The organism is Bradyrhizobium sp. HKCCYLR20261 (assembly GCF_051168435.1).
Classification (GTDB): domain Bacteria; phylum Pseudomonadota; class Alphaproteobacteria; order Rhizobiales; family Xanthobacteraceae; genus Bradyrhizobium.
The window spans coordinates 68,247-93,490 of record NZ_JBNPUZ010000011.1 but is presented as its reverse complement, the minus strand read 5'-3'; the positions used below and the strand labels follow the sequence as shown (position 1 = coordinate 93,490).

Here is a 25,244-nt window from a genome sequence, read left to right as displayed (position 1 = left end):
CATGAGGCAGGCGGCTCTCAACGAGGCGTTCTCCGGCTTTGATGCCGTAGCCCGGATCTGGCGCCGCCGCGGCGTGTTCGCGCTCGTCGCGGGTGCGGTGCTGGCGTTGGCCGTCGCGGCGCTCGTCCTGCTGCCGGTGCGCTATCTCGCCACCGCCTCGGTGATCATCGCCGAGCAGGAGCCGGGGGCCAACACGTCGGCCGCGTGGGCGCAGAAGATCGGCGATCCCGCCGACATGGAAAGCCAGCTGCTGGTGATCCGCTCGCCGCGGCTGCTGCGACAGATCATGTCCGCGCCCGGCGTGGTCGACGCCGTGGTCGGCGAATGCGAGCGCGGTCGCCTGCTCGGGTCGGTGGAGGCGTGCCAGCGCCTCAAGACGGATGTCAGCGCCTTCATCGATCACGTCGACGGCCGCTTCAGTGTCGCCTCCGCGGGCCGTTCGCGCGTCATCAACATTTCCTATCAGTCGAGCAGTCCGGAGGTGGCGCAGACGCTCGCGAATGCGCTGACCCAGACGTTCCTGGAGGACCAGCGCACCGAAGGCGCCAACAGCCGCGAGGTCGCGAGCTCCTGGCTGTGGCAGGAGTTGAAGCAGCTCGACCAGCAACTGCGCGAGGCCGACGACAAGATCCAGAAGTTCCGCCGCACCAAGGGCCTGATGCGCGGCGCGAATGCGCCGATCTCCTCGGAGCGGCTGACCAGCATCGGCCAGCAGCTGTCGCAGGCGGAAGCCGCGCGCGCCGAGGCGGCGGCCCGATTGCAGGAGATCAAGTCCGAGCAGGAGCGCGGACCGACAGATGCGCCATCGGTGCTGCAGAGCCGCACCATCGCCGACCTCAAGCAGCAGCTCACGACGGTGAGCGCGCAGCTCGCCAGCGCGGCCGGCGTGCTCGGGCCGAAGCATCCGTCGATCCTGGCGCTGACGCGCGAGCAGGCGACGATCCAGCAGCGCCTGGTCGAGGAGATGCAGACCATCGCGGCCAGCGCGCAGAAGACCTTCGACGCCAATAATGCGCTGGTGAATTCGCTCAAGAAGCAGATGGACACGGCGAAAGCCGAAGCCGGCTCGGCTTCGCTGGACGAAGCCTCGATCGAGAGCATGGTGCGCGACACCGAGATCAAGCGCCAGCAATATGCCGAGCTCTACAAGAAGGCGAGCGAGCTCGAGACCGAGCGCCGCGTTCTGCGCGGCAGCACGCGTCTCGTCAGCCTCGCGGAACTCCCGAGCAAGCCGTTCTTCCCGAAAAAGCTGCCGTTCCTGGCCGCCGGCGTGACGCTCGCCATGATCTTCGGCGTCGGCGCAGCGTTGCTCGCCGATCAGTTCGGCGCGCGACGGATCAGGCAGCCCGTTCCCGACGTAGACTCGGCGCCGTCGCCTCAGGTCGCTGCGCCCGAGGCCGATGCGGCGCCAGCCATCGTACCGGAGACGCCCGCGATCGCCACGGCGTCTCCGGACGTGGAGGCGCCGCCGTTGGCGCCGGAGCGAAAATCTCACCTGCCGAGCGTCGCCGACGTGTCGATCCTGGCCTGTCTGCCGCGGCTGAAGTCGCTGCGCCAGATGTCCGCGCTGGGCGCCATCCTGCAGGGGCACCAGCCGCTCGCGATCCCGCACGTGCTGCGCCTCGCGTCCGAAGACAACGAGTTCCAGCACACGTTGCACGACCTCCTCCACGAGCTCGGCATCGAGCAGCCGGGACGGCCGCTGCGCCTCGTCGTGACCTCTCCCGATGCGGGCGACGGCAAGACCACCACGGCCTGCGCGCTGGCGGAACATCTGGCGGCTGCCGGACGGCGCGTGCTGCTGGTGGAGTGTGACATCGCGCATGCCTGCTTCGCCGAGATCATGACGCTGCCGCGGAGCGCCGGATGGCTGGGCGCGCTCGAGCACGGCACGCCGCTGCGCGAGGCCGTGCTGCGCACCGAGCATCCGTCTCTCGACGTCCTGCCGGCCGGTGCCATCCACGGTCCCGTCGGCGACATTCTCGACGCGGTCGGCCTCGATCACCTGCTCGGCGGTCTCGATGGCTATGATGCCGTCATCGTCGACACCCCGCTGCCGTCGCGACGCGACGACTTCCTGGCGGGCACGGACTGGGTGATCGTCTGCGTGCGCAGCGATCGCTCGCTGATCGAGCCGGCGGTCGCGACGGTGAACAAGAGCCGGGCGCTCGGAGCCGTCGACGTCGGCATCGTCGTCACGATGACCGATGCCGAGCCCCGCAGCGTGTCCGTTGTCGAGGCCCCTGCCTACGCCGAGGTCGGGTGATGTCGACCGAGCGCGTGCTGTTCGTCGACCATACCGGACAGATCGGCGGCGCCGAGCTGATCCTGCTGGACGTCGTGCAAGGCCGCAGCGATTCGAGCGCCTTCCTGTTCGAGCCGGGGCCGCTCGGCAACGCGCTCTCCGAGCGTGGCGTCCCCGTCGTGACGTCGCGCTGGGGCCGTGGGCTGGCGCAGTTCCGCCGCGACAGCTCGTGGCTCAAGGCGCTGCCGTTGTTCGGCCGATTGGCCGCAATCACCGTCGAGCTCGCGCGCGCCGTTCGCCGTCACGACGTCGTCTACGCCAACTCGCAGAAGGCGTTCGTGCTGTCGGCGATCGCCAATCTCGCCGCGCGCCGGCCGCTGATCTGGCATCTGCACGACATCATCAGCCCCGCCCATTTCGGCGCGCTGCAGCGTCGCATCCAGGTGTTCCTGGCCAACAGCTTCGCGGCCAAGGTCATCGTACCGTCCGAGGCGGCGGCGTCCGCCTTCATCGACGCCGGCGGACGGCGCTCCCTCGTCGAGGTCGTACCAAATGGCCTCGCCGTCGAGCCGGTGCCGGTGTCCCGGCAGGAGCTGCGACAGCGGCTCGGCCTGCCGACGGCTCCGCTGGTCGGCGTCTTCAGCCGGCTCGCGCAGTGGAAGGGGCAGCATGTCCTGATCGAGGCGCTGGCGAGGCTGCCGGGTGTTCACGCCATCATCGTCGGCGACGCGCTGTTCGGCGAGCAGGCCTATGCGGCCGAGCTGAAGCGCCAGGTCGCCACACTCGGTCTCGGCGACCGCGTCCACTTTCTCGGCCATCGCGGCGACGTGCCGATGCTGATGCAGGCCGTCGACGCGATGGTGCATCCCTCGATCGATCCAGAGCCGTTCGGCCGCACCCTCGTGGAGGCGATGCTGGCCGGCGTGCCGGTGATCGCGACCGATGCCGGCGCGGCTCCGGATATTCTCGAGCACGGCCGGGCCGGCATGCTCGTCCCGCCCGGTGATGTCGGCGCGCTGGCCGAGGCCCTGGATCATGTGCTGGCCGAGCCGGAGCTGCTCAAGCCGCAGCTCGACTACGCGTCGCGCCGGGCGCGGACGCACTACAATCTCGCGCGCATGCTCGAATCCATCGGGCTTCTGATCCGCAACGTTCGCGCGGGGGCGGCGGCGTGAGCGCCTCCCGTCCGTCGCTCAAGCGTTTCAGCGCGCTGCTGATCAGCGGTGCGCTGGCGAGCAAGATGCTCGGCTTCGCCCGCGAGGTGCTGATGGCGCATGTGCTGGGCGCCTCGCTGATCGCCGACGGCTTCCGCGCCGCCATGACCGCCGTGCTGATCCCGCTGGCCTTCCTGCAGAACGAAAGCGTGCCGGCGATCATGATCCCGATGCATCGCGAGGCGTTGCAGCGTCCCGATGCCGCGCGCAGTCTCGGCGCCCTGACGATCGTCATTGCTGCGGTCTCGACGCTCGTGACCGCGGTGATCTTGCTGCTCGGCGAAATCTGGGTGAACGCGGTGGTCGGCGGCTTCTCGGCGGAAGCGCACCAGCTCACTCTGCATTTCGTCCGCATGATGTCTTTCGCCATGCCGGCCTCGGCCGTGCTGAATGTTCTCGCGGCCGGCGAGATCGCGCTCGGACGGACGCGGTTGACCAATCTGCGCGCGAGCCTGCTGAACATCGCCGTGATCGGGGGTATCGGCCTGCTTGTGCTGTCCGGCGATCCCTACATGCTCGCCTGTGCCTTCACGGTCGCATTCAACGGCCTCGCGGCCTGGGGCCTGTTCTCGCTGTGGCGCGAGGGCGAGCTGAGCTTCTCCGGCCTGACCGTCCGCATGATCGTCGACAAGGCGTTCGAATTCTTTCGCCGGCTGCGCGTGCTGCTGGCGCTGCCCCTGGCGGAGCAGGGCAATGTCTGGATCGAGCGCTTCACCGCGTCGCGGCTGACCACCGGTGCCGTCGCCTCGCTCGACTACGCCCGCTCCCTGACGGAAAGCGCGCTGCTGCTCATCAGCCAGCCACTCGGCATGGCGGTGCTGTCGCAGCATGCGCCACGCGATCCGCGCGCGCAGACCGAGGCCCTGCTGCGGCCGCTGCTCGCGATCACGCTGCCGGCCTCCGCCTTCCTCCTGGTGTTCGCGACCGACATCGTCCGCCTGATCTATTTCCGCGGCGCCTTCGGCGACGAGGCCCTGCTGCTGACGTCGCACGCGTTGAAGGGCATCGCCTGCGGCGTCTGGGCGGCAACCCTCGGCTGGATCCTGATCCGCCTGCTCAACGGCGCCGGCCGCAACGGCGTCGCGGCGCTGATCATCGTCTCGGCCTATCTCGCCAATATGGGCTTCAATCTTCTGATGCCGCTGTTCAGCCCGTCACCGGCGGCAGGCATGCAGTTGCTCGGAATCGGCGAGGCGATCCGCAGCCTGGTGCTGCTGACCGGCGTGGTGTTCGTGCTCGGCGATGCGCGCAGGCTGCTGCTCGTGATCGGGCTGGCGCTGCTGCCGGCGGCGCTGATGGCCGTGCTCGGCATGATGATCCAGAACGCCGTGCCCGGGCTGCTGCCGCGGCTGTGCGCCGGCGGAGCGGCCTATCTTCTCTGTCTCGCGTTCGCCATCGGAATTCTGCTGCCGGGTGTGTTGGGCGCGGCGCTTCGGCATGTTCGCCGCACATTCAAGATGAAGGGAGAGCTCAGTTGACCCTGTTGGCCCTCGCTGCAGCCAAGGCCATCACGGCCTCCGGTGCGTTCGTGCTCCCGCTCGCCAAGGCGGCCGACCGCGTGCTCGGTCCGCGCGGCTGTCTGCTGACCTTTCATCGCGCGGCGACAGCGGAGCAGTGGGAGCGGCTGCCCAATCGCGACTTCTACGTCGATGCTGATTTCCTGGATCGCTTCCTCGGCTATGTCGGCGAGCAGGGCTGGGACGTCGTGACCATCAACGAGGCGCTGCGCCGGACGGCGAGCCAGGAGCCCTGCGGCCGCTACGTCAATTTCTCCATCGACGACTGCTATCGGGATACGTATGAGCTGCTGGTGCCCGTCTTCCGCCGGCACAACGTCCCCGTCACCCTTTTCGTGACCACCGGCATTCCCGACAATACGCTGGCGCTCTGGGCCGCGGGATTGGAAGATGCGCTGCTGCGCAGGGATCACGTCGTGATCGACGGCGAGCGCATCGCGCTGTCGAGCCCGGAGCAGCGCCGGGCGCTGTTCGCGCAGGTCGCATCGCGCTGGGACGGCCCGCAGGCGGCCGCGTGCTATGCGGCCTTCTGCGCCGCCAACGCGATCGATATCGAGGCGATGCATTGGCGGCACGCGATCTCCTGGGACATGCTCGATGAGCTGGCGCGCGATCCCCTGGTGGAGATCGGCGCGCATACCGTGTCGCATGCGCGGATCTCGTCGCTGCCGCCCGAGGCCGCGCTGCGCGAGCTCGCCGAGGCGCGGCTTCGCCTGAACGCACGTCTCGGCATCGATGTCCGGCACTTCGCCTTCCCCTATGGGCGCGCCGGAGATTGCGGACCGCGCGACTTCGCGCTGGCACGGCAGGCCGGGTTTGCCAGTGCGGCGACGACGCGGAAGGGTCTGCTCCAGAGCGGTCAGGATGCGTTCTCGATCCCGCGCAACACCATGAACGGCGCGCATCGCTCGCTCGCGGCGATGGAGCTGCATCTGACGGGTCTCAGCGGTGCCGCGGCGAAGGTGATGGGCCGTGTCTAGCAGGTCGCGCCTGCGTATCGTCTCGATCGCGCATCCCGCCACCAGCAGCGAGGCCGGACGGCTGCGCTACCGCCATCTCGCGGCGCGGCCGGATGTCGACCTGCATCTGGTCATGCCCGAGGTCTGGAAGGAGTTCGGCCGCACGATCACCGCGCCACCGGCCGACGACGGCTTTCCCGTGCACCGGCTGCCGATCCGGCTGTCCGAGGCCGGGCCGATGAAATGGTATCTGCATTTCTATCCGGCGCTGCACCGCCTGCTGCGCGAGCTCGATCCCGACGTGATCCATCTCTGGGAGGAGCCGTGGAGCATCGTGGCGCTGCAGGCGCAGCTGCTGCGCGGGCGCGCCGCCCTGGTGCTCGAAGTCGACCAGAACATCCTGAAGCGGCTCCCTCCGCCGTTCGAGACCATCCGCAAATATGTGCTCGGGCGGACCGATCACATCCTCTCGCGGAGCCCCGAGGCCACCCGCGTGGTGCAGGCCCGCGGCTATTCCGGCCCGGTCACCCCGATCGGCTACGGCGTCGATCTCGCCACCTTCACGCCGGCGGGTGATGGTACGCGCAGGACCGCCGGCGCCACTCTGCGGCTCGGCTATGTCGGCCGGCTTGTGCCCGAGAAGGGCCTCGACGATGCGTTGGAGGCGCTGGCGCGGAGCAGGTCGGCGGCGACGCTCAGCATCCTCGGCGAAGGTCCGCACGAGGCGCATCTGCGCCGGCGCGTGGCCGAGCTTGGCTTGGGCGAGCGGGTCACGATTCAGGGATGGGCGCCGCCCGCGGAGGTCGCAGCGTTCCTGCGCGGTCTCGATGCGCTGCTGCTGCTGACGCGAACGACGGACGCGGTGCGCGAGCAGTTTGGCCGCGTCATCATCGAGGCGCAGGCCTGCGCGATTCCGGTGATCGGGTCGACCTGCGGCGCCATTCCTGATGTCGTAGGCGATGGCGGCTGGATCGTGCCTGAGCGGGACCCAGCTGCGCTGTCAGGTCTGATCGATGCGCTCAGCGGTGAGCCTGCCGAACTGGCGGCGCGGGGCAAGGCGGCCCGTGCGAACGTGCTCCGCCGCTTCACCTACGATGCCGTTGCGGTGGCGATCGAAACGGCGTGCCGTGCCGCCGATCAGGCGCGATCGTCCGCCCACGTCGGGCGCCCGCAATCGCTGCAGACCAGTTGCTAGGTCTCCGCCGGCAGCGCCACCGCGGTGCGGCCGGACTCGCGTTTGGCGGCGTCGATCTTCCGCAGCAGGTCGATATATTGCAGGCCGATCTGGTCCCAGCCGTATCGCTGCGCGGTCGCAGAGGCGCCGTCCTGAAGCCGACGCATCAGCATGGGATCGGCGAAGGCTGCTGCAAGCTTGGTTGCGATGTCGGCTCCGTCGGGGGCGATGCGGAAGCCGTTGATGCCATCCTGCAGATAATCCTCGATCCCGCCGACGGGCGTGGCGAACACCGGCACCGCGCAGGCCATGGCTTCCATGCAGACCAGCGAGAATGTCTCGTAGCTCGTGGGAAGCACGAAGGCATCGGCCGCCGAGTAGAGTGCGGGCATGTCAGACCGCGAGCCGGCAAAGACGAGGCGCTGCTGGGCGGTGCGCGCCATCCTCCGATAAGGCGCCGGATTGTCGGAGCCGACGACCAGCAGCCACGTGTCGCCGCCGAGTTGCTCGAGCGCGCCGATCACATGCGCCAATCCCTTGCGGCTGAATTCGTGACCGACGAACAGCAGCACGCGCGCGTCGTCTGGAATTCCGAACTCCTGGCGGAGAGCCTGTCCGCGCGCGGCGTCGCGCCGGAAGCGTGCGAGGTCGATGCCGTTCGAGATCACGTGGATGCGTGCATCCGGCACACGGTAGAAGCGCTGCAATTCGGCTGTCACGCGCGACGACACCGCCACGAACGCCCGATAGCGCAGGCCGCCGATCATGAAGCGGTCGCGCAGGCTCACCCACAGATGCATCGGGTTCAGCATCCAGCGCCAGCTGCCGGCCGCGCGCTTCTCGACGAGGCTCTGCGCATTGACGGCATGAACGATCAGCACGTCGCCCTTCAGGCTGTCGCCATGGCTGACGACGACGGCGTCGGGATGCCGCGCGAGCGCGCGTGTCGCGGCCAGCGTGAACAGCGGCACGACGACGGCGCGGCCGAGGTGACGGAACAGTCCGCGCGTCGGAATGCGCGCCAGCCACGGCGCAACGCGCTCGACCTTGATCGTGTGCTCGAGGTTTTCCGCGACCGCGCTCGCCAGCACGACATTGGATAAACCATGTCGACCGAAAACGCGCGCCAGCTCGATGGCGACGGTTTCGACGCCGCCGGCATTGCTTATCTCTTGAACGACCTGGACGATCTCAAACGTCATAACGAAAATCTATGGGATCAGACATTGCGACTTCGTTCCAATCTGTTGGTCGTTAGCACAGCCCTATTAACGTTTGGCTTGTTGCTATACATGTCCAGCGCGCGCGCCGGGGACACCGAAGCGGCTGAGCTTCGGGTCAACCAGCGGATCGGCGGCGGCAATCTGGTGACGCATCTCGCCGGCAAGAGCACGCAGATGTATCAGGCGCTGCACGGCGTCGGGGCCCGGCTCGGACGCATGGACTCCTACGGCTGGCGTACGCTCACGCGGGTTCCCACGCCGCACGATTTCGATGCTGCGATGCTGGAGGCACATCAGAACGGCATCATGCCGCTGATCCTGCTCGAATACGAGGGCAGCTATCAGTTCCTCAATCCGTCCCAGCCGATCGGCTCCTATCAGGATTGGTTCGCCGCCGGGCAGGCGATGGCGAAGCGTTTCCGGCCCGGCGGAGACTGGGGCCGCGAAAACGGTATTCCTGACTGGGGCGCCACCGTCTTCACGGCGATCAACGAGCCGGACGTGCAGGCGACGATCCCGCGCAAGGACTATCATGATGCGCTGGCGGGCCTCGCCGACGGGATACATAGCGTGGATCCCAAGCTGCGCGTCGTTCCCGGCGGCTTCGCAACCTGCAACTCGCACGGAGATGCAACGTTGCGCGGCTACGGTCCTGCGATCGCCGATCTGCTTGAGGACGGCCGGCTCGACGGCATCGATCTGCATACCTACTACAACGACAAATGGTATCCGATGACCCGCGGCCGCGCGTTCTCGGTGCAGACCTGTTTCGACCGCATCAAGCAGGCGATGGGCCTGACGCGCGAGATCAATTTCTATGCGACCGAGTTCAACGTGGCGCGCGCCGGCGCCTGGGAGGACGAGCAGGTCGCGGCCAGATTGTTTCTGAGTGCGATCTGGGACCAGCTCGCCGTGGTCGGGAAGGACGGCCGCGCGCCGGTGTCCGTGCTGGCCTTCCCCTGGAATCTCGGGGATACGCCCGACGTCGATGGGCTCGCTTATGCGATGGCGGCCGGAGAGAAGCCCTGGAGTCCCGAGGCCCGGAGTCTGGTGACGAAGACCGTGCTTCAGCTCGCTGGACATATGCGGATCGTGTCCATCGACCGCCGTTTGGCGCTGTACCGGCTGAGCGGGCCGGACGCGGATCTGATCGTGTGGCAGAACATTGCCGGCTGGACCGACCGGCCCGGCCGCGCGGTCGAGCTCGATTTGCCGGAATGGACGCGCAGCGTCGAGGTGTGGGCCTGGGACGGGCTGCAGCGGCGGATCGAAGCCAAGCCGGGCCGGTTCTTCGTCGACGGCCTGAATGCCAATGAGACCTACATGTTTCGCGTGCCAAGGCCGTAGCGTCACCCCCGATCGCAGGTCTCGTTCGCCTCGAGCGATCGACCCGGGAAGCGGGTTTCACGCGCTTCGTTAACTCGATGGTAAGGGCACTCCCAGGTACCACAGCGTCCGGTGATCATTTGACGATAATTGCAGTCATGATGGGTCCATCATGGAACCGGGCGTGAGCCGAGCGCCTCTTTGGGGTGAAGCTGGAATGCAGCCGGTCAAGAAGGCTGAGATCGCGAACGACGGGACGCCGCAGGCCGTGACGGGTGTACGCATCCGCGAGATCACGGCCGCCGATCTGCCGGCCGTCGCCGCGCTGCTGACACGCGGATTTGCCTTTCGCAGCGAGGCCTATTGGCTGCGCGGGCTCGATCGCCATGCGCAGCGCGCGCGGCCGGCGGGCTTCCCCGCCTTCGGCTATTGTCTCGATCATGGCGGCGTGCCCGTCGGCGTGATCCTGCTGCTGTTCTCCAATGTGCAGGCCGAGGACGGCCAGACGATCGTCCGCGCCAACGTGTCGAGCTGGTATGTCGAGCCGGCGTTCCGCGCCTTCAGCTCGATGCTGGTGCGTGCCGCGACGCGCGACAAGACGGTGACCTATTTCAACATCACACCGGCGCCGCACACCTGGCCGCAGGTCGAAGCCCAGGGCTTCAAGGTGTATTGCAAGGGCCAGATCTACGCCGCGCTGGCATTGTCGCGGCCGCTCGCCGATGTCACAGTCGCGCAGTTCGATGGAGGCGATCGCGCCGGCCTCAGCTCCTACGAGGCCGAGTTGCTGCGGCAGCACGCGGCTTGGGGCTGCCTGAGCGTCGTCGTTCGCCACTCCGGCACGGCGCATCCGTTCGTCTTCCAGAAGCACCGCGTGAAGAACGTGCTCCCGATTGACCGGCTGCTATACTGTCGCGATCTCGGAGACCTGGTGCGGTTCGCAGGCAATCTAGGCCGCTTCCTGACCCGCCGCGGCGGCCTCCTGGTGCGCATCGATGCCAACCAACCCATGGCTGGCCTCATCGGATGGTATTCAGCGAAACGAGGCCGCAAATATGCCAAGGGTCCCCATCCGCCCCGCCTCGGCGATCTTGCCTTCACAGAGGCCGCGCTGTTCGACGGGTAGGATCCCATGAGCGAACCGTCAGCGCCTCGCTCCCTGTTGGTCGCTCGCCCGAACCCATGGATCGCGGCCGCTTTCTTCGGGCGGGGATTGGGCGTCCGCAGCTGCATGCTGGGTATTGCCGTTGGCCTGCTACTGACGACGGGTTCTTCGCTCAAGGCGGCGGAGGAGACCGATGTGTCGATCGACCAAGTGTCGCCCGACAGCACGATCTCGCGCGAGGCCTGGCGGAAGAAGGTCGAGCAGGCGCGTGAGCGCGCCGAGCGGGCACGCCAAGAGGCGGCCTCGCGCCCGCGTGAGGCGCCACCCGCGCGCCCCTCCGCCGCGCAAGTCGCGACCGAGCGGGTGCTGAACGACGAGACGCTTCAGACGGGCGACATCGTCGCCACCGACAAGGGCCTGTTCGTGCTGCGCGGCCGGTCGGATGACGGCGGCCTGATCCTGCAGCCGCTGCCGCGCCAGCGGTAGAGCGAATCCTCTGGTCAGCAGGTCCAGAGTCTGACCGGGCCAGCGAACATGGCGTCGCCGCGCAGCATGCACGCGTCGGGCTGCTCCTGAAGCTCGGCCTTGGTCATGGTGCGGATCGCGTCGACCGCCGGCTTCAGGCCAATCGGCGACGTCAGCAGACCCGCCTGGGCCGGTGACAGGCTGGCGACGATGACGGCGGCGGTGATCGTGAGCGAAAATTTTGACATCGGGTAACCCTCCGCCAAATACCGTAGCCGAAGACTTTTGAGATGAGCCTGAAGCCTCGCCCTCAATTGTCGCGATGCTGGTCACGATCGATTAACGAACACGCAGCGATCCGCGGTGTGCGCGGGGTTGAGAAACAACGCCTAGGCGCCGCGTTCGACCTCGCGCCACGCGATGCGGGCGGTCTTGATCGTGATGCCCGCGGCGAGGCCCGCCGGCTTGTCGATCCAGCCGAGCACCTCGACGAGGGCCGCGGCTCGAAGGTCGACCTTGCCGGTCACGGACGTCCAACCCGGGCCGGAGCCGCCTCGCGTCCTCACCTGGCCCGATAATGTGAAGCGCTCCGGCCGGTGAAACGGGCCAGCAAAGAACGTTGCGGCGAGATCGACCTCGAGATCGGCGGAATTCGCAGGGGGGAGATCGATCGTCAACACATCCGCTCCCATCATCCGGATGCGAAGATGAGCGGGAAACGGCAGGGGCTCCGACCAGGCCGAGATCCGGATCGACACGACGTCGCCGCAGCAGATCGACGCCTCCGCCGGCATCGCGAACGACATTTGCACACGCGGCCGGTCGGCCAACCAGACGGCGCCGGGCGCGGCGGCAGCGACATTCGGGCCGTTCAATCTGCGGCAGTCGATGAAGCGCGCTTGGGCCAAAAGGTCCGCCGATGCGAGGCACGTGAAGGCGCAGTCCTGCAGCACCACGTCCTTCAACGGGAAGGCGAGCGCGTTGCTGGCAGCCTCGCCCGGACGCCCGCCGGTGGACGTGTTCATCGCAATCTGCCCCGCACCGCGCACCCCTTCGAATCGGATGTTCGTTTGCCGCCCCTTGTAGAACCAGATCAGGTTGCACTCGGCAGAAGCCGTGCGTGCGCGGATTTCACAATCCTTGATCGTTACGTTCTGGACTTCACCGTTAGGATGGTCGTTGTGCAGGATGAAGCCGTGGTTGAAGCCCTTCACCGGGTCTGATGTCTCGATGACGACATTGCGCATGGCAAGTCCGAGCTCGCCGAGCTGATAGTGTTCGGGCTCTCTCACCCAATAGTCCAGCACCTTGTCGACGGATTTCGCCACCACCTCGACGTTATCGAAGCTGTGCCCGCCGCTCATGACCTCGAACACGTTGCCGAGATCGGTGCCGGCTGCCGCGATGCGGATGTTGCGCAGCGCCGTCCGGCGCGAGAACTCCTGGCAATAGAACAACGGATAGCGCTGCCCGGCGCGGGCCGATCCGGCCATGTGGACGTCGATGTCGTGGAAGTTGGCCCGGACGCAGCCGGTCTCGATTTCAAATACCGACGCGCTGGTCTTGTCGGGGCGCCACGTGACGTCGGCGATGATGTCGTGCGCCGCGCTGCGCGTGAAGCCGTTGAAGCAGGCGAGCGCCACGCCCCGGGTCCAGCAATTGCGGATGAAGCTCTTGTAGCTGCCCTGGATGAAGAAGGGATAGCCGTCCTCGCATTCCACCCGGAGATTCTCGATGCCGTATCCCTGGCAGACGTCCTGCGTCACGTTGGCGGCGATCAAGCCGCGCCAGCCATCGTCGATGGCGTCTTCGAGCAGGAGGCGATTGCCGTTCACCTCGACGACGCGGTTCATCTCGACATAGTAGGGGAGCACGTCCCCGGGTGTGACGATCGCATCCTTCGATCGGACGATGACGATGTCGCCGGCCTTGAAATTAGTTGTGTCGGCAGCGTTCGCGAATTCGATCTCGCGGTCACCGGCTGTGATGTCGCGCACTGTGAAGTAGCGATATCCGTCGTAGGAGCTACGTCCGAATGCGGCACCGTTCGGACTTATGAAAGCCGCATTGCTACCGATTATCACAGATGCGTGTCCATCACCGAAATAATGAACGTTGTTACGGATAGTTATGTTCTTACCGACCCGCGTCATTCGGTATCTGCCTGCCGGGAAGTACATGCTGCCGCCGCCGAGACGCTCGAGGTGGAGGCCCGCATTCTCGATCGCCTGCCAGTCGTCGGTGACGCCGTCTCCTCTGGCGCCGAAGTCGCGGCGGACATCGACGGTCGTGGGTCCCGGCAATCGCGCAGTCGCGGCTTCGGCCGTCGTCGTCAGGAAGGCGGCAGCTGGACCTGCAGCGATCAGATCACGTCTTCGCATGGGGAGCGTCCGGAAAGTTGATTTGGCCGAAGTCGTGGAAGGCGTATTTGGTGCGTCGCAAAATCAAGCCGTGGCAGAACCGCGATCAATTCTCAATCCTTTGCGAGTGTCGGAGATGTTAGCGACCGTGATGACGAGCGATCCCCAGCCGGGTCGTTGCGCCGGACTTATCATGCGCGTGATGCGACAGACTGACCTGCGCGCGAGTGACGCGATCTCCTCGTGGATTGGTCGCTTCAAACCCATATCGGAATGGTTATTTTTACCGGAGTGTGATAAGTTACCGCTTGCAACTTCTGGCAGTGATGCGTCGATTGTCGGCCTGACGGGTTGTAGAAGATAAGCGTCCGCCAAAGATTGGTCTCATGAAGAAGCACTCCTACCAGGAAATCATCCAAAAGCTTGCGCAGGCCGACGACATGGTTCGGGCCGGCAAGTCCCAGGTGGAAATTTGCGAGGCGCTCGGCGTCAGTGTCATGACCTTCCATCGCTGGCGCAAGCTGCGGTCGCGGGGCCCGGAGCCGAAGCAGGTGCCTGCGTTCGAAGCCCCGCTGGAGCCGTTGCTGCCGACGGCTGCGCCGACGCTGGCAGACATGCGCCGGATCCTGGATGAGCTGACCGCGGAGAACAGACGGCTGCGGAAGATTGTCACCGATCTGCTGCTCGAGAAGGCGCGCATCGAGGAGCAGGCGCCTGTCCGTCCGGCCAATCTTGAGCATCAGAGCCACTGATCGTCATCCCGCGTTTCCCCTCCCCAGCCTTCCGGTCGCGCGGATACAGTGCCGGTCTGTCCTCCGGTGGGGCGATCGAGCCCGCGGCCTCGTTGCTTAACAAAGCGTAACTCCGCACCCTCGACTTTGCGCCAAATTGCACGCCGGCTCCGAACGTCATCCTAATGCGCCTAGGCTAACTCTGCCGTGTGAACGCGGGGAGTTCTGCGATGGGACGGAAGCTTCAAATCTACGCAGTGGCGATGCTTGCCTTGTTGCTGAGCATCAGCCAAGGCGCCCAGGCGGCCATGATCGGCATGCCGCTGAACCTGAAATATCAGATCGACCGGATCAAGCTCGATGCGCCGGCGCTGCCGCCGATGGCCCACATCAAATTCTGCATGGCCTATCCGGCGGACTGCCGTCCGAACGGCATGGTGTTTCGCGGCGGCGCGATCGAGCTGACTGGTGATCGCTATGCGGAGCTGGTGAAGGTCAACGCCGAGGTGAACCGCGCGATCATCCCGACGCGCAACACCCGCGGCGTTGCCGCCGAGGAATGGGTGGTCGGCCCGTCACATGGCGACTGCAATGATTACGCGGTGACCAAGCGGCATGCGCTGCTGCAGCGCGGCTGGCCGGCGCGCGCCTTGCTGCTGGCCGAGGTGGTCACCAATTGGGGCGAGCATCACCTGGTGCTGGTCGTGCGGACCCGCTCGGGGGATGTCGTGGTCGACAATCTCAATGCTAATGTCCGGCCGTGGTCCAAGACCAACTACCGCTGGGTGCGGGTCCAGTCCCCGTCCAATCCGCGCTATTGGTCGAGCGTGGCAGGCTCCACGGTCTGATCGCGCCTCGAATAGATCAGGCGTCGGCCGAGCGGCGCTGCGCGAGGCCGACCCCGACCAGGACGGCCAAGACGATCTGCGGCGCGAGGTTGGCAGGGCCGGTGCTCCAGAGGCTCTGGGCACCAAGCACGACGAGGAGCGCCGCCGCGCACGCCGAATAATGCCGGTCGCGGCCGCGCCGCGCCGCTCCTGCCACCAGTTTCAAGACCAGGAACAATCCCACGGCCAGCAGTATGATCGCGCCGACGGGTCCATATTCGACATAGACCTTGGTCGCTGCCGAGGGCGGAGTGCGCGACGCCGGCGCCGCATAGAGGGCGGCGAGCGTATCGAAGCTGCCGACGCCGGTCCCGAGCGGCGGCGTCTCCGACAACATGCGTTGCGCATCTTGCGTGGCCATCGTCGCGCCGGGCCGATCCGATTGCGCTGACGCCAGGGCAAGGACGGCATCCCGTCCGGGGGGAAGCACAAGGCCAACCGCGAGCAGCGTGAGGACAGCCGTGATCCCCAGCGCGGTTCTCGTGCCGAACCGCGGGACGGGACTCCGCGCGGCGAGCACGCACAGCACGATGCCGATGGCGGCGACGAGGACACCAGCGAGACGCAGACCGCTCGCCTGCGCCAGCAAACCGGTCGCGGCCATCAATCCGCACAGGACGAGACCGACCCTCCGGTCGACCGAGGAGGAGGCGGCGCGGGTCCGCCCCGCGAAAGCCGCGCTGCCCAGCGCGGCCGCCATCACCAGGCCCAGGCTGCCGAGAACGCCGAGGGCCGGGCCGCGATCGCTCCCGATCAGTGGCAGCCAGTCGCCGGCCAACAGCAGCCCGATCATCATGAGCGTGGCGAAGCAGGCCGCCTGAAACAGCCGGGCCGCCCGCTGCCTGTCACGGGCGATGAGGGCCGTGGTGGCGGCGAGCGCGACGAGAGCGAGCACGCCGGCCAGGCTCGAGACGGTTGCTCCGCGATCAAGGCTGACCGAGCGGCCGATGTCGGCCTGAAGCGCCCGAGAGGCCTGGTCCCAGATCGGGGAGGTGAGGGAGGAGGGTGCGAAAGGAACGAGTTGAAGCAGGGGGATGCCGACCAGGACCGCAGCGAGCGGGGCGGCCGGGCGGATGTTGTCCCAGGCGCGGCCCAGCGAACCCTGGCTGTTGAGCAGCAGGGCCATGAGGCCGAGCGCCGCGGCGGCAGCGCAGAACACCCAGCCGGTCACGCCCTCCAGGAGAGTTGCGGGAGCCGCGAGCACGAGCAGGAAGAGCGCGCCTTGAGTGCCGGTCACGTGAATCCATCATCCTATCGCGGTGCCCCATGCGTCGACGGATCGGCCGTCAACGGATCGGTGCGGCCGCAGGGCCCGCGCTCGAGAGGGCGATCATGGTACCGCGGCACGTCCGGCGAATCGCACCCTGGGAGAGTTTTTCTCATCGTTAACAGGCTGCTAGCGGCCTGTGATGATTTTGCAACGTTTTATCTGTTAATAACAAACGGGGTGGCCTGCTGCGACAGCGATATCTATTCAGTCGGAACAGGGCATGTTACCGCTAGCGTGTTTTTGGGGGTCTGATGGCCATTTTGCGGCTTATGCGTTCTGGTATTGTGGCAACCGTGGCATCGATGTCCGCGGCTTGCACGCTGATGCCAGCCAGCGGACCCAACCAGGATGCCGTCCGGGCCTCGGAGGCCGGCAGCGAGCAGAGCCTGCCCTACGCCCTGATCAAGGTGACTCCGGAGGTCGAGCGCGTTCTCGCATCGTTCGCGCCGCGCCTGACCGACTCGCCCACCCAGTCCTTCAAGCGTGCGCCGTCGGAGATCCGCTTCGGGGTCGGCGACGTCGTCAGCGTGACGATCTTCGAGGCGGCGGCGGGCGGCCTCTTCATTCCGATCGAAGCCGGTGTTCGCCCCGGCAACTACGTCACGATCCCGAACCAGAACGTCGACAATAACGGGTTCATCTCGGTCCCCTATGCCGGCGCGATCCGCGCCAAGGGCCGGACCCCCGCGGAAGTGCAGCAGGCCATCGTCGATTCGCTCAAGAACCGGGCGATCGAGCCGCAGGCCGTGGTGACCCTGGTCGAGCAGAGGACGTCGTTGATCAGCGTGCTCGGCGAGGTCAACGCGCCGTCGCGTTTCCCCGCCAATGCCGCCGGCGAACGCATGTTGGATGCGATCACCCGCGCCGGCGGACCGAAGGGGCAGGGCTTCGATACCTGGGTGATGCTCGAGCGCGAGGGCCGGCGTACCACGATCCCGTTCGGCCAGCTCGTCTATGAGCCGACCAACAACATCTACATCCAGCCCAACGATACGATCTACGTCTATCGCGAGCCGCAGACCTTCGTGGCGTTCGGCGCCTCCGGCGCGCAGGGCCAGTTCAACTTCGACGCCTGGCGGATCTCGATGGCCGAGGGCGTGGCCAAGGCCGGCGGCCTGAACGATTCATCGGCTGATCCGGCGGCGGTGTTCCTGTATCGCGGTGAAAGCCGCGAGGTAGCGCAGCAGCTCGGGATCGACACGGCCCGCTTCCCGGGACCTGTCGTCCCCGTCATCTACAACGTGAACTTCCGCGATCCCAGCAGCTACTTCATGGCCACGAAGTTCCAGATGCGCAACAAGGACGTGGTGTACATCTCGAATGCGCAGGCCGTCGAATCGGCCAAGATCATGCAGTACATCCGGCTCGTGACCGCCACCGTGAACGATCCGATCGTGGCCGCTGCGAACGGAACGGCCCTGCGGACGGCGATCAAGACGGCGCCCTGATCCGCGCGTCGGCAGGACCATGTCCGCCGCGGGCGACCCAACACGGATGATGCGCCCGCGCGGGGCGCCTCCCGGCGCGGGGGGCAGCAATCGCGTGGCGTGCTGGCTGCTTGCCGGACTGATCGCCCTTGCGCCTCTGCCCTACGCCTGCACCGACCCCAGCGCGATCGCCGTCCTGGTCGGGATGCTCGGCATCGCGCTCGCCTTCTGCCGTCCGGTCTTGTGCGCGCGCGGCGACGGGCTGCTGGTGGCGCTGGCGCTGCTCATCGTCGCGCTCTCAGCCGTCGTCCTTCATGAGCAGTTGAGCCTGCAGCCGTGGCTGGGCGTTGCGCCGGACGGCGTCTGGGCCTCCACCTCGCGATTGCTGGGTGCGGAGCAGCCGGCGCCGCTGTCACTTGTCCGCGACCAGCCGCTGTTTTCGCTCGGAGCACCGCTCGCCTGCCTGGGCGCCCTGGCTTGTGCCTTCTTCGTCGCGAGCTCGCCGGCCCATGCGGAGGTTCTGCTCAAGACCGTGGCCTGGTCCGGCCTGGCCTATGCCGTCTATGGCATCGCGGCCTATGTGATCGATCCCTCCGTCGTGCTGCTGCGGGACAAGGTGCTCGACCGCAACGTTCTGAATGCGACCTTCCCGAACCGTAACACCGCCGCCCTGTATTTCGGCTGCTGCGCCGTCGTCTGGGAATTGCTGCTGCTGCGGCGGCTGGCCGCGCGCCGGGCCTTCGACGCGGGCTTGCGCTCGCTGCAGGCCGTGAGCTTCGACCGCAAGCTCGGCGTCGCCGCCGCGGGCATGCTGATCTGCCTCGTCTGCGTCATGCTGACGGGATCGCGCGCGGGTCTGGTGCTCTCGCTCGCGGGAGCGCTCGCTGCGGCCGCCTTGCTGCTGCGCCGGCAGATCACCTCGGGACGGGGCCTGGTCTGGGGGCTGGGCTCGGCCCTGATGGCGATGGCGGCGGCGCTTGCGCTCCTCGGCGGCCAGGTGACGGAGCGCATCGGCGCCCATGGCATCACCGGAGGCGGGCGCCTGGAGACCTATGCCGCAACCTGGCGCATGATCCGGGATCACCCGCTGCTTGGCACCGGCCTGGGGTCGTTTCGTTACGTGTTTCCGCGGTATCGCGGTGCCGAGCCGTCGATCTGGGGGATCTGGGACCGGGCCCACAGCACGCCTCTCGAGCTTGCAGCCGAACTGGGGCTGCCGCTCGCGGGCATGATCTCTGTCGCATGGATCGTCGTCTTCGTGCTGCTCGGGCGCGGGGCGGTCGAGCGCCGGAGCGGAGCCATCTTCCCCATCGCCGGCCTGGTCTGCGGCGGTATGGCGGTCCTGCATTCCCTGGTGGACTTCTCGCTGCAGATTCCCGGTTTTGCCGTGCCTGTACTGAGCCTGGTCGGGGTCGGGCTGGCCCAGCGTCGCCGCGCCGGGGTGACATAAAGGTTAATCTTTCGTTGCGCCGCGATCGGGGCCGCTCGACGCCAAGTACCTTTGCCTGAGCGAAGCCCCCGTGTTATGAACCGATAAGTTATGAATATGTTAGGTTTTTGTGAAGGAGACGGGCTTTGAGAAACGTGAGGTCCTCGATCGTTGCAGCCGCCTCCCTGGCGTTCGCCTCGGCCGCGCTCACCGGCGCGATGCTTCCTGTGGCCGCCATGGCCCAGCAGCAGACCATTGCCCAGCGTTTCCTCGCCAATCCCGGCCAAGTCCTGCAGCAGAATCCCGATGGCGGCACGGCGATGGTGTCGCTGCTTCGTGAGGTCGCGATCTCGGATCCCGGCAGCCTCAACGCGATCCTCGGCCTGATTCCCAATGCCAACAAGGCGCAGAAGACCGCGATCGGCAACGCGCTCGGGCAGGCGGCGAAGGTGGTCGTGAAGACCAATCAGGCCTACGCCAATCAGATCCTGACGGCGATCGCCGAGACCAAGGACCAGGACGTCTTCCTGGCCTATTCGGGCGGGGCCAACGATCAGGGCACGGCGGCGACGGGTGGCGGCGGCGCGGGCGCCGGCGGTGCCGCGGGTGGCCAGACCAACTCGCTGGGCAGCACGCCGACCAGTACCGGCTCGGCGCAGAATATCGGCGGCGGCAGCACGCCGACCGGTAACTTCACCTACAATCCGAACACGACCGGCACCGGGTCGTCCACGGGGTCGGTGACCACCTCGACGTTTACGATTTCGACCACCACTTCGCCATAAGCTGCTCCGTGCCAGCGCCAGCGCCAGCGCCGATGGCTGGTGCGGCAAGCCGCCGAGCGGGACGATCCGTCCGCAGCCGACGACATGCGAGTTCGCGATGAACGTTCTTCCTAATCTCGATCGCATCGTCCCGACGGTGGCGCGGGCGGCTGCCGAGCAGGTGGTGTCGTCGGCCGAGATGCTGACGAGCCTGAGCGGCTTTCTCCGCCGCCAGTATCAGTTCATTCTGCTCGTTATCGCCGTCAGCCTCTGCCTCGGCGCGGGCTATTTCCTGGCGACGCCGTCGACCTATACGGCGACGGCCAGCCTGATCATCGACAGCCGCAAGAACCAGCTGTTTCAGCAGCAGTCGGTGCTCGGCGACATCCCGATCGACAGCGCCTCGGTCGAGAGCCAGGTCCAGATCATCAAGTCCGAGACCATCGCGCTCGCGGTCATCAAGGACCTGCGCCTGACCGACGATCCCGAATTCGCCGGCGCGCCCGGGCTGATTGGGACGGTGACCGGCTGGATCGGCGACATGCTCGGCAGCGACCGCAGCCGCTCGGAGTTCGACAGGCTGAGGCGGACGACAGAGAGCTTCGCCAATCGCCTGACGGTCCGCCGTGTCGGCCTGACCTACATCATCGAGATCGGCTTCCGCTCGCTGTCTCCCGACCGCGCCGCCCAGATCGCCAACGCCGTTGCGGACGCCTATGTCGTCGATCAGCTCGACGCCAAGTACAAGGCGACCAAGCGCGCCACGTCCTGGCTGCAGGACCGCATCAAGGAGCTGCGCGAGCAGGCCTCGGCCGCCGAGCGCACGGTGGTGAACTTCAAGGCGCAGAACAACATCGTCGAGTCCGGCGGCCGTCTGATGAACGAGCAGCAGCTGGCGGAGCTCAACAGCCAGCTCGTCGTCGCCAAGACCCAGGTGTCGGAAGCCAAGGCGCGGCTCGATCGGATCGAAGCCGTGCTGCTCGCCGACAATCCGGAATCGACCGTCGACGGCACCGTGGCCGACACGTTGAACAGCCAGGTGGTGTCCAAGCTGCGCTCGCAATATCTCGACCTGGCGACCCGCGAAGCGGACTGGTCGGCGCGCTACGGCCGCAACCACCTCGCCGCGGTCAACCTGCGCAACCAGATGGCGGGCATCCGCAGCTCGATCATGGACGAGCTGCGGCGTCTGGCCGAATCCTACAAGAGCGATCTGGAGATCGCGACGCAGCGCGCGGCAAGCACCGAGAAGCAGGTCGAACAGGCCGTCTCGGCCTCGCGGGTCACCAATGAAGCGCAGGTCGCGCTGCGCGACCTCGAGAGCAAGTCGCAGAGCTATCGCGCGCTGCACGACAACTTCCTGCAGCGCTACATGGAATCGGTGCAGCAGCAATCGTTCCCGATCACCGAGGCGCGTATCATTACCCAGGCCTCTCGTCCGCTGAAGCCGAGCGCGCCGCGGCTCAGCATCGTGCTGTCGATCGCCGGCGCCGCGGGCCTGCTGTTCGGCTTCGGGCTGGCGCGGCTGCGCGACCTCTCCGACCGCGTCTTCCGCACCACCGACGAAGTCGAAGCACAGTTGCAGGCGAACTGCCTCGCGATCCTGCCGCGGATCGAGCCGCAGCTGAGCCTGCCGGCGCCGACCGCGCCGCGCGGGCCGCGACAGGTCGTCCCGGACGGCGGGCTGTACTGGCACGTGGTGCACAATCCGTTCTCGGGATTCACCGAATCCGTCCGCGCCATCAAGGTCGCGGCCGACATTGCCGCGCGCAACGGTGCCGGCCGGGTGATCGGCTTCACCTCGTCGCTGCCGAACGAGGGCAAGTCGACGGTCGCGGCCGGCTTCGCCGAAGTCCTGGCGCAAAGCGGTGCCCGCACGATCCTGATCGACGGCGATCTGCGCAATCCCTCGCTGACCCGCGGATTGATGCCGGAGGCCGAGTTCGGTGTGCTCGAGGTGCTCTCCGGAAAGCGCGACATGGCGCAGGTGATGTGGCGCGAGCCCGATATCGGGCTCGACATGCTGCCGGCCGTGATTCCGTCGCGCCATGCCCAGACCAGCGAGGTGCTGGCCTCGGCGGCGATGCGCAACCTGATCGATGATTTGCGCAAGCGCTACGACTACGTCGTCGTCGATCTCTCGCCGCTCGCGCCCGTCGTCGATGTCCGCACCACGGCCGGCCTGATCGACTCCTACGTCTTCGTGGTCGAATGGGGCCGCACCAAGATCGATGTCGTGCAGCATGCCATGAACTCCGCGCGGCATCTGCGCGAGCAGCTTCTCGGCGTCGTGTTGAACAAGGCCGAGCTCAAGCAGATGTCGAGATACGGCTATGGCGGCTATTACCGGAACGATTACTACCGGCGTTACGGATACTCCGAGTAAATGACGGCTTCCGGCCTCGTTCGCGCCGGCCCGATCTGCCTGGCCGGCCTTCTCCTGGCATGGTCCGCCCTCGCGCTTCCGGCGTTCTGGCGATCCGCCGATGCCGAACGGATTGCGGCGCAGATCGTCGGCGGGCGCAGCTTCCAGCGCGAAGTGGTCGCGCAAGCCATGGCAGGGGTCGACCGAGCCGCCATCGGGCGGCTCTGTCAGCCGGCGGCGAGCCGTGCCAAGGCGATCCTGCGCCTCTATCTCTATGAGGACGCCAACTCGGCGCAGCGCCGGGACGAAGCGGATCAGTCGCTGACGGCGCTGCGCTCCGACCTGCGCGCCGCACTTCGCTGTAGTCCGACGGACGGCTATCTCTGGCTGCTGCTGTTCGCGATGGAGAGCCGCACCGGGATTCAGCCGGCGCATCTCGATGACCTCCGGCAGTCCTATGTGTCTGCACCGAACGAGGGCTGGGTTGCCCTCAAGCGCAATCCGGCGGCGCTGGGGAGCTACACCGCGCTGGATTCCGACCTCGCCGGATTGGCGGTCAACGAGTTTGCGCAACTGATCCAGAACGGCCTCTACGACGAGGCGGCGGCGATCTATGCGGCGGTCGGGCCGGAGGCCCGAATGGCGCTGCTGGTGCGGCTGATCGACGTTCCACAAATCCATCGCGAGCCGTTCTCGCGCGCGCTCGATGCGGTCATGCCCGGCGTGCCCGTCCCGGGCGTCGACCGTAGTGACGATCAGCCATGGAAGCGGTAGCCGCCGGGCGGCGCGCTGCTGTGCTGGCGGTCGCGCATCAATTCGCGCTCGGCTTCGGCGGCGTGCCCGAAAGCATTCTGCTGCTGGCGCGCGAACTCCGCGCTGTCGGCATCACCATCGATGTCCTGAGCAAGGATGGCTTCATTCGCGATGTGGGCCGCTTGTCGTCGCTGCCGCCGCGCGGCGGCGGGCTGGCGTTCGACGTGATCCGTGGCCTGGATCTGGCCGATTATCGCGCGGTGTTCGTGGCGGGAGCCTGGAATCCCGTGGCGCTCATGATTGCCGTGCGGGCGCGCCGTCGAAGCATTCGCGTGATCTACAGTCCGAAAGGCAATCTGGCGCGTGCGGAGTTCAAGCGGCCGCGCGATGTGAAAAAGTTTCCCTATCTGGCGACCGCGGAACTGGCGCTGATGACCCTGGCCGCCCGGATCATCTACTCCTCGGTGTTGGAACAGCAGCATTCGCTGTTGTCACCCTTGTTCGCCGCCAAGGCGACGGTGATCGCGGAACCGTTTCTCGGGCCTGACCTGACCGGTTCCCGGCCATCCCCGTCCAAGACCCTCCGCTTCGGGTTCATGGCCGAAATTGCGCCCCGCAAGGGCCTGGCCGAGCTGGTCGAGGCATTCGTCACCTGGCAGCGCAAGGACGGTCCCGATGCAGAGCTTCATATCGCCGGGGAACCGCGACCTGCGTCCGAAAACTACCTGCAGGGCATCCGCAGGGTCAGTGAAGAAGAGGTCAAACGCGGACGAATCGTCTGGCGAGGGCCGCTGCGCGGGGCTGCCCGCGACCGGTTCTATGATGAGATCGACTTCTTCGTCTGTCCGACCCGCTTCGAGTCGTTCGGCCTCACGCCGCTGGAGGCGTTATGGCATGGCACCCCTGTTATCGTTACCGAAAACCTGGGAGTGTTAGAGTTTATATCGGACGCGAATTGTATGTTAAGGGTGGGGACTGGGAGCCCGTCAGAGATTCTGGCCGGGCTTAAGCTGGCAATGAGAGGCCGGGATGCGTATGTTACCGCAGCGAGTGGATGGCGATCACGCCCCTGTCCGCGCCTTTCGGGGCGCGACCTCGCCGCAGTCTTCGCTCAAGAATTCGGTTTCGGACCGTAGCCACCGCTCGGCGAACTCGGTCATCGAGGCATTTCCGGACACGACCACGGTTGCCGTGGTGATCGTGAATTTCTTCAAGGCCGATCGGCTGGTCGAATGCGTGCGCAGCCTGGCGCGCCAGAGCGGCGCCCAGAAGATGACCGTCGCCGTCGTCGAGAACTCGGCCGACAGCGGCGAGCATCAGCGGCTCGCCAAGGCGGCGGCCGAGCACGGCTTCGTGCTGGTGAACCCTGAGCTCAACCTCGGCTATACGAAGGGCTGCAATCTCGGCGTCCAGGCGCTGGCACCGACGGATTTCGTCGTGCTGTGCAATCCCGACATCATCTGGGACGAGCCGGACAGCATCGAGCGTCTCATCGCGATCGCGGCCTCCGATCCATCGATCGGCGTGGTTGCGCCGCTGCAGGTGAGCGATGACGGCGCCCTGGTCGAAACCGCCCGCAATTTTCCCACGCTGCTGCATCAGCTGAAGCGCCGGCTGTGGCCGGAGCGGGGCAACGAGATCCACCTGATCGATCCGCTCGCCGAGGGTAAGACGGACCTCATCGACGTCGATTGGTTGCAATCGTCCTGCGTCGTGATCCGCCGCTCGCTGTGGAATCGCCTCGGCGGTCTCGATCAGCGCTACTTCCTGTTCATGTCGGATGTCGAATTGGGGCGGGCGACGTGGAATCAGGGGATGCGGGTTTGCCTGACATCCTCGGTGCGCGTCCGGGCCGATGGGAAACGGGCAAGCGCGGGCGGCTTCCGCTCGCTGCTGACAAGCCGGACGCAGCGCAGCCATCTGCGCGACGCCATCCGCTATTATCTGGCCAACGGCTTCCGCTCCGGCCGGCGTCCGCTGCTGCCGGACGCGTCGTCCTAATCGTCAGTCCTCGCCGCCCTCTCGCTCTG

At 66.8% G+C, this 25,244-nt stretch carries 22 protein-coding genes; 18 read left to right on the top strand and 4 right to left on the bottom strand.

The features are described from left to right. Position 1: 1 nt before the first annotated feature. The 5 genes from ACQR1L_RS23605 to ACQR1L_RS23585 are packed head-to-tail and all read left to right on the top strand — an operon-like array spanning position 2 to position 7,130. Positions 2 to 2,266, top strand: a complete 2,265-nt coding sequence (locus ACQR1L_RS23605) for an exopolysaccharide transport family protein (RefSeq protein WP_434860320.1) — start codon at positions 2 to 4, stop codon at positions 2,264 to 2,266. Continuing rightward, positions 2,263 to 3,420 (top strand): glycosyltransferase, encoded by a 1,158-nt coding sequence (locus ACQR1L_RS23600; protein WP_434860319.1) that lies wholly within the window; start codon positions 2,263 to 2,265, stop codon positions 3,418 to 3,420. Before ACQR1L_RS23605 ends, ACQR1L_RS23600 begins: the two co-directional genes overlap by 4 nt. Next, positions 3,417 to 4,937 (top strand): lipid II flippase MurJ, encoded by a 1,521-nt coding sequence (locus tag ACQR1L_RS23595; RefSeq protein WP_434860318.1) that lies wholly within the window; start codon positions 3,417 to 3,419, stop codon positions 4,935 to 4,937. Before ACQR1L_RS23600 ends, ACQR1L_RS23595 begins: the two co-directional genes overlap by 4 nt. Further along, a complete protein-coding gene (locus tag ACQR1L_RS23590) occupies positions 4,934 to 5,956 on the top strand; it encodes a polysaccharide deacetylase family protein (protein ID WP_434860317.1) in 1,023 nt (340 codons plus the stop codon). The genes ACQR1L_RS23595 and ACQR1L_RS23590 overlap by 4 nt, the downstream gene beginning before the upstream one ends. Continuing rightward, positions 5,949 to 7,130, top strand: a complete 1,182-nt coding sequence (locus tag ACQR1L_RS23585) for a glycosyltransferase (RefSeq protein WP_434860316.1) — start codon at positions 5,949 to 5,951, stop codon at positions 7,128 to 7,130. Before ACQR1L_RS23590 ends, ACQR1L_RS23585 begins: the two co-directional genes overlap by 8 nt. On the opposite strand, the gene ACQR1L_RS23580 is transcribed toward ACQR1L_RS23585, so the two are convergent. Further along, a complete protein-coding gene (locus tag ACQR1L_RS23580) occupies positions 7,127 to 8,311 on the bottom strand; it encodes a glycosyltransferase family 4 protein (protein ID WP_434860315.1) in 1,185 nt (394 codons plus the stop codon). The genes ACQR1L_RS23585 and ACQR1L_RS23580 overlap by 4 nt on opposite strands. A 90-nt stretch (positions 8,312 to 8,401) precedes the next feature. Between ACQR1L_RS23580 and ACQR1L_RS23575 the strand changes: the two genes are divergently transcribed. The 3 genes from ACQR1L_RS23575 to ACQR1L_RS23565 all read left to right on the top strand — a co-directional run bounded on the left by ACQR1L_RS23575 (position 8,402) and on the right by ACQR1L_RS23565 (position 11,249). Then, positions 8,402 to 9,679, top strand: a complete 1,278-nt coding sequence (locus ACQR1L_RS23575) for a hypothetical protein (protein WP_434860314.1) — start codon at positions 8,402 to 8,404, stop codon at positions 9,677 to 9,679. A gap of 196 nt (positions 9,680 to 9,875) precedes the next feature. After that, on the top strand, positions 9,876 to 10,784 hold the full coding sequence (locus ACQR1L_RS23570; protein WP_434860313.1) for an acyl-CoA acyltransferase: 909 nt from the start codon (positions 9,876 to 9,878) through the stop codon (positions 10,782 to 10,784). Positions 10,785 to 10,958: 174 nt separating this feature from the next. Further along, on the top strand, positions 10,959 to 11,249 hold the full coding sequence (locus ACQR1L_RS23565) for a hypothetical protein (RefSeq protein WP_434860312.1): 291 nt from the start codon (positions 10,959 to 10,961) through the stop codon (positions 11,247 to 11,249). A gap of 14 nt (positions 11,250 to 11,263) precedes the next feature. Here ACQR1L_RS23565 and ACQR1L_RS23560 read toward each other — a convergent pair whose 3' ends face one another. Together ACQR1L_RS23560 and ACQR1L_RS23555 are read right to left on the bottom strand one after the other, a co-directional pair. After that, positions 11,264 to 11,476 carry a hypothetical protein gene (locus tag ACQR1L_RS23560; protein WP_434860311.1) on the bottom strand — a complete coding sequence of 71 codons (213 nt, stop codon included), beginning with the start codon at positions 11,474 to 11,476 and terminating at the stop codon, positions 11,264 to 11,266. Between the two features lie 141 nt (positions 11,477 to 11,617). Further along, positions 11,618 to 13,609, bottom strand: coding sequence for a glycosyl hydrolase family 28-related protein (locus ACQR1L_RS23555; protein WP_434860310.1), 1,992 nt, complete (start codon positions 13,607 to 13,609; stop codon positions 11,618 to 11,620). Positions 13,610 to 13,631: 22 nt separating this feature from the next. Here ACQR1L_RS23555 and ACQR1L_RS23550 point away from each other — a divergent pair, with 22 nt between their 5' ends. The 3 genes from ACQR1L_RS23550 to ACQR1L_RS23540 all read left to right on the top strand — a co-directional run bounded on the left by ACQR1L_RS23550 (position 13,632) and on the right by ACQR1L_RS23540 (position 15,167). Continuing rightward, positions 13,632 to 13,952, top strand: coding sequence for a hypothetical protein (locus ACQR1L_RS23550; protein WP_434860309.1), 321 nt, complete (start codon positions 13,632 to 13,634; stop codon positions 13,950 to 13,952). 22 nt (positions 13,953 to 13,974) lie between these two features. Further along, on the top strand, positions 13,975 to 14,340 hold the full coding sequence (locus ACQR1L_RS23545) for a helix-turn-helix domain-containing protein (protein ID WP_434860308.1): 366 nt from the start codon (positions 13,975 to 13,977) through the stop codon (positions 14,338 to 14,340). Between the two features lie 209 nt (positions 14,341 to 14,549). Continuing rightward, positions 14,550 to 15,167 (top strand): transglutaminase-like cysteine peptidase, encoded by a 618-nt coding sequence (locus ACQR1L_RS23540; protein ID WP_434860307.1) that lies wholly within the window; start codon positions 14,550 to 14,552, stop codon positions 15,165 to 15,167. Between the two features lie 16 nt (positions 15,168 to 15,183). Here ACQR1L_RS23540 and ACQR1L_RS23535 read toward each other — a convergent pair whose 3' ends face one another. Beyond that, on the bottom strand, positions 15,184 to 16,443 hold the full coding sequence (locus ACQR1L_RS23535; protein ID WP_434860306.1) for an O-antigen ligase family protein: 1,260 nt from the start codon (positions 16,441 to 16,443) through the stop codon (positions 15,184 to 15,186). 284 nt (positions 16,444 to 16,727) lie between these two features. Here ACQR1L_RS23535 and ACQR1L_RS23530 point away from each other — a divergent pair, with 284 nt between their 5' ends. The 7 genes from ACQR1L_RS23530 to ACQR1L_RS23500 all read left to right on the top strand — a co-directional run bounded on the left by ACQR1L_RS23530 (position 16,728) and on the right by ACQR1L_RS23500 (position 25,215). Then, on the top strand, positions 16,728 to 17,924 hold the full coding sequence (locus tag ACQR1L_RS23530; protein ID WP_434860305.1) for a polysaccharide biosynthesis/export family protein: 1,197 nt from the start codon (positions 16,728 to 16,730) through the stop codon (positions 17,922 to 17,924). Between the two features lie 94 nt (positions 17,925 to 18,018). Beyond that, entirely contained in the window at positions 18,019 to 19,353 is a 1,335-nt protein-coding gene (locus tag ACQR1L_RS23525; RefSeq protein WP_434860304.1) for an O-antigen ligase family protein, read from the top strand. A 134-nt stretch (positions 19,354 to 19,487) separates the two neighbouring features. Further along, on the top strand, positions 19,488 to 20,117 hold the full coding sequence (locus ACQR1L_RS23520; protein WP_434860416.1) for a hypothetical protein: 630 nt from the start codon (positions 19,488 to 19,490) through the stop codon (positions 20,115 to 20,117). 97 nt (positions 20,118 to 20,214) lie between these two features. Then, entirely contained in the window at positions 20,215 to 22,482 is a 2,268-nt protein-coding gene (locus ACQR1L_RS23515; protein WP_434860303.1) for a polysaccharide biosynthesis tyrosine autokinase, read from the top strand. Next, positions 22,483 to 23,235: a hypothetical protein gene (locus ACQR1L_RS23510; RefSeq protein ID WP_434860302.1), complete on the top strand. Its 753-nt coding sequence runs from the start codon at positions 22,483 to 22,485 to the stop codon at positions 23,233 to 23,235. Beyond that, the gene (locus ACQR1L_RS23505) at positions 23,223 to 24,350 is read left to right on the top strand and encodes a glycosyltransferase family 4 protein (protein ID WP_434860301.1); all 1,128 of its coding nucleotides are present in this window, start codon (positions 23,223 to 23,225) and stop codon (positions 24,348 to 24,350) included. The genes ACQR1L_RS23510 and ACQR1L_RS23505 overlap by 13 nt, the downstream gene beginning before the upstream one ends. Further along, positions 24,244 to 25,215, top strand: a complete 972-nt coding sequence (locus ACQR1L_RS23500) for a glycosyltransferase family 2 protein (protein ID WP_434860300.1) — start codon at positions 24,244 to 24,246, stop codon at positions 25,213 to 25,215. Before ACQR1L_RS23505 ends, ACQR1L_RS23500 begins: the two co-directional genes overlap by 107 nt. The last annotated feature ends 29 nt before the right edge of the window (positions 25,216 to 25,244 follow it).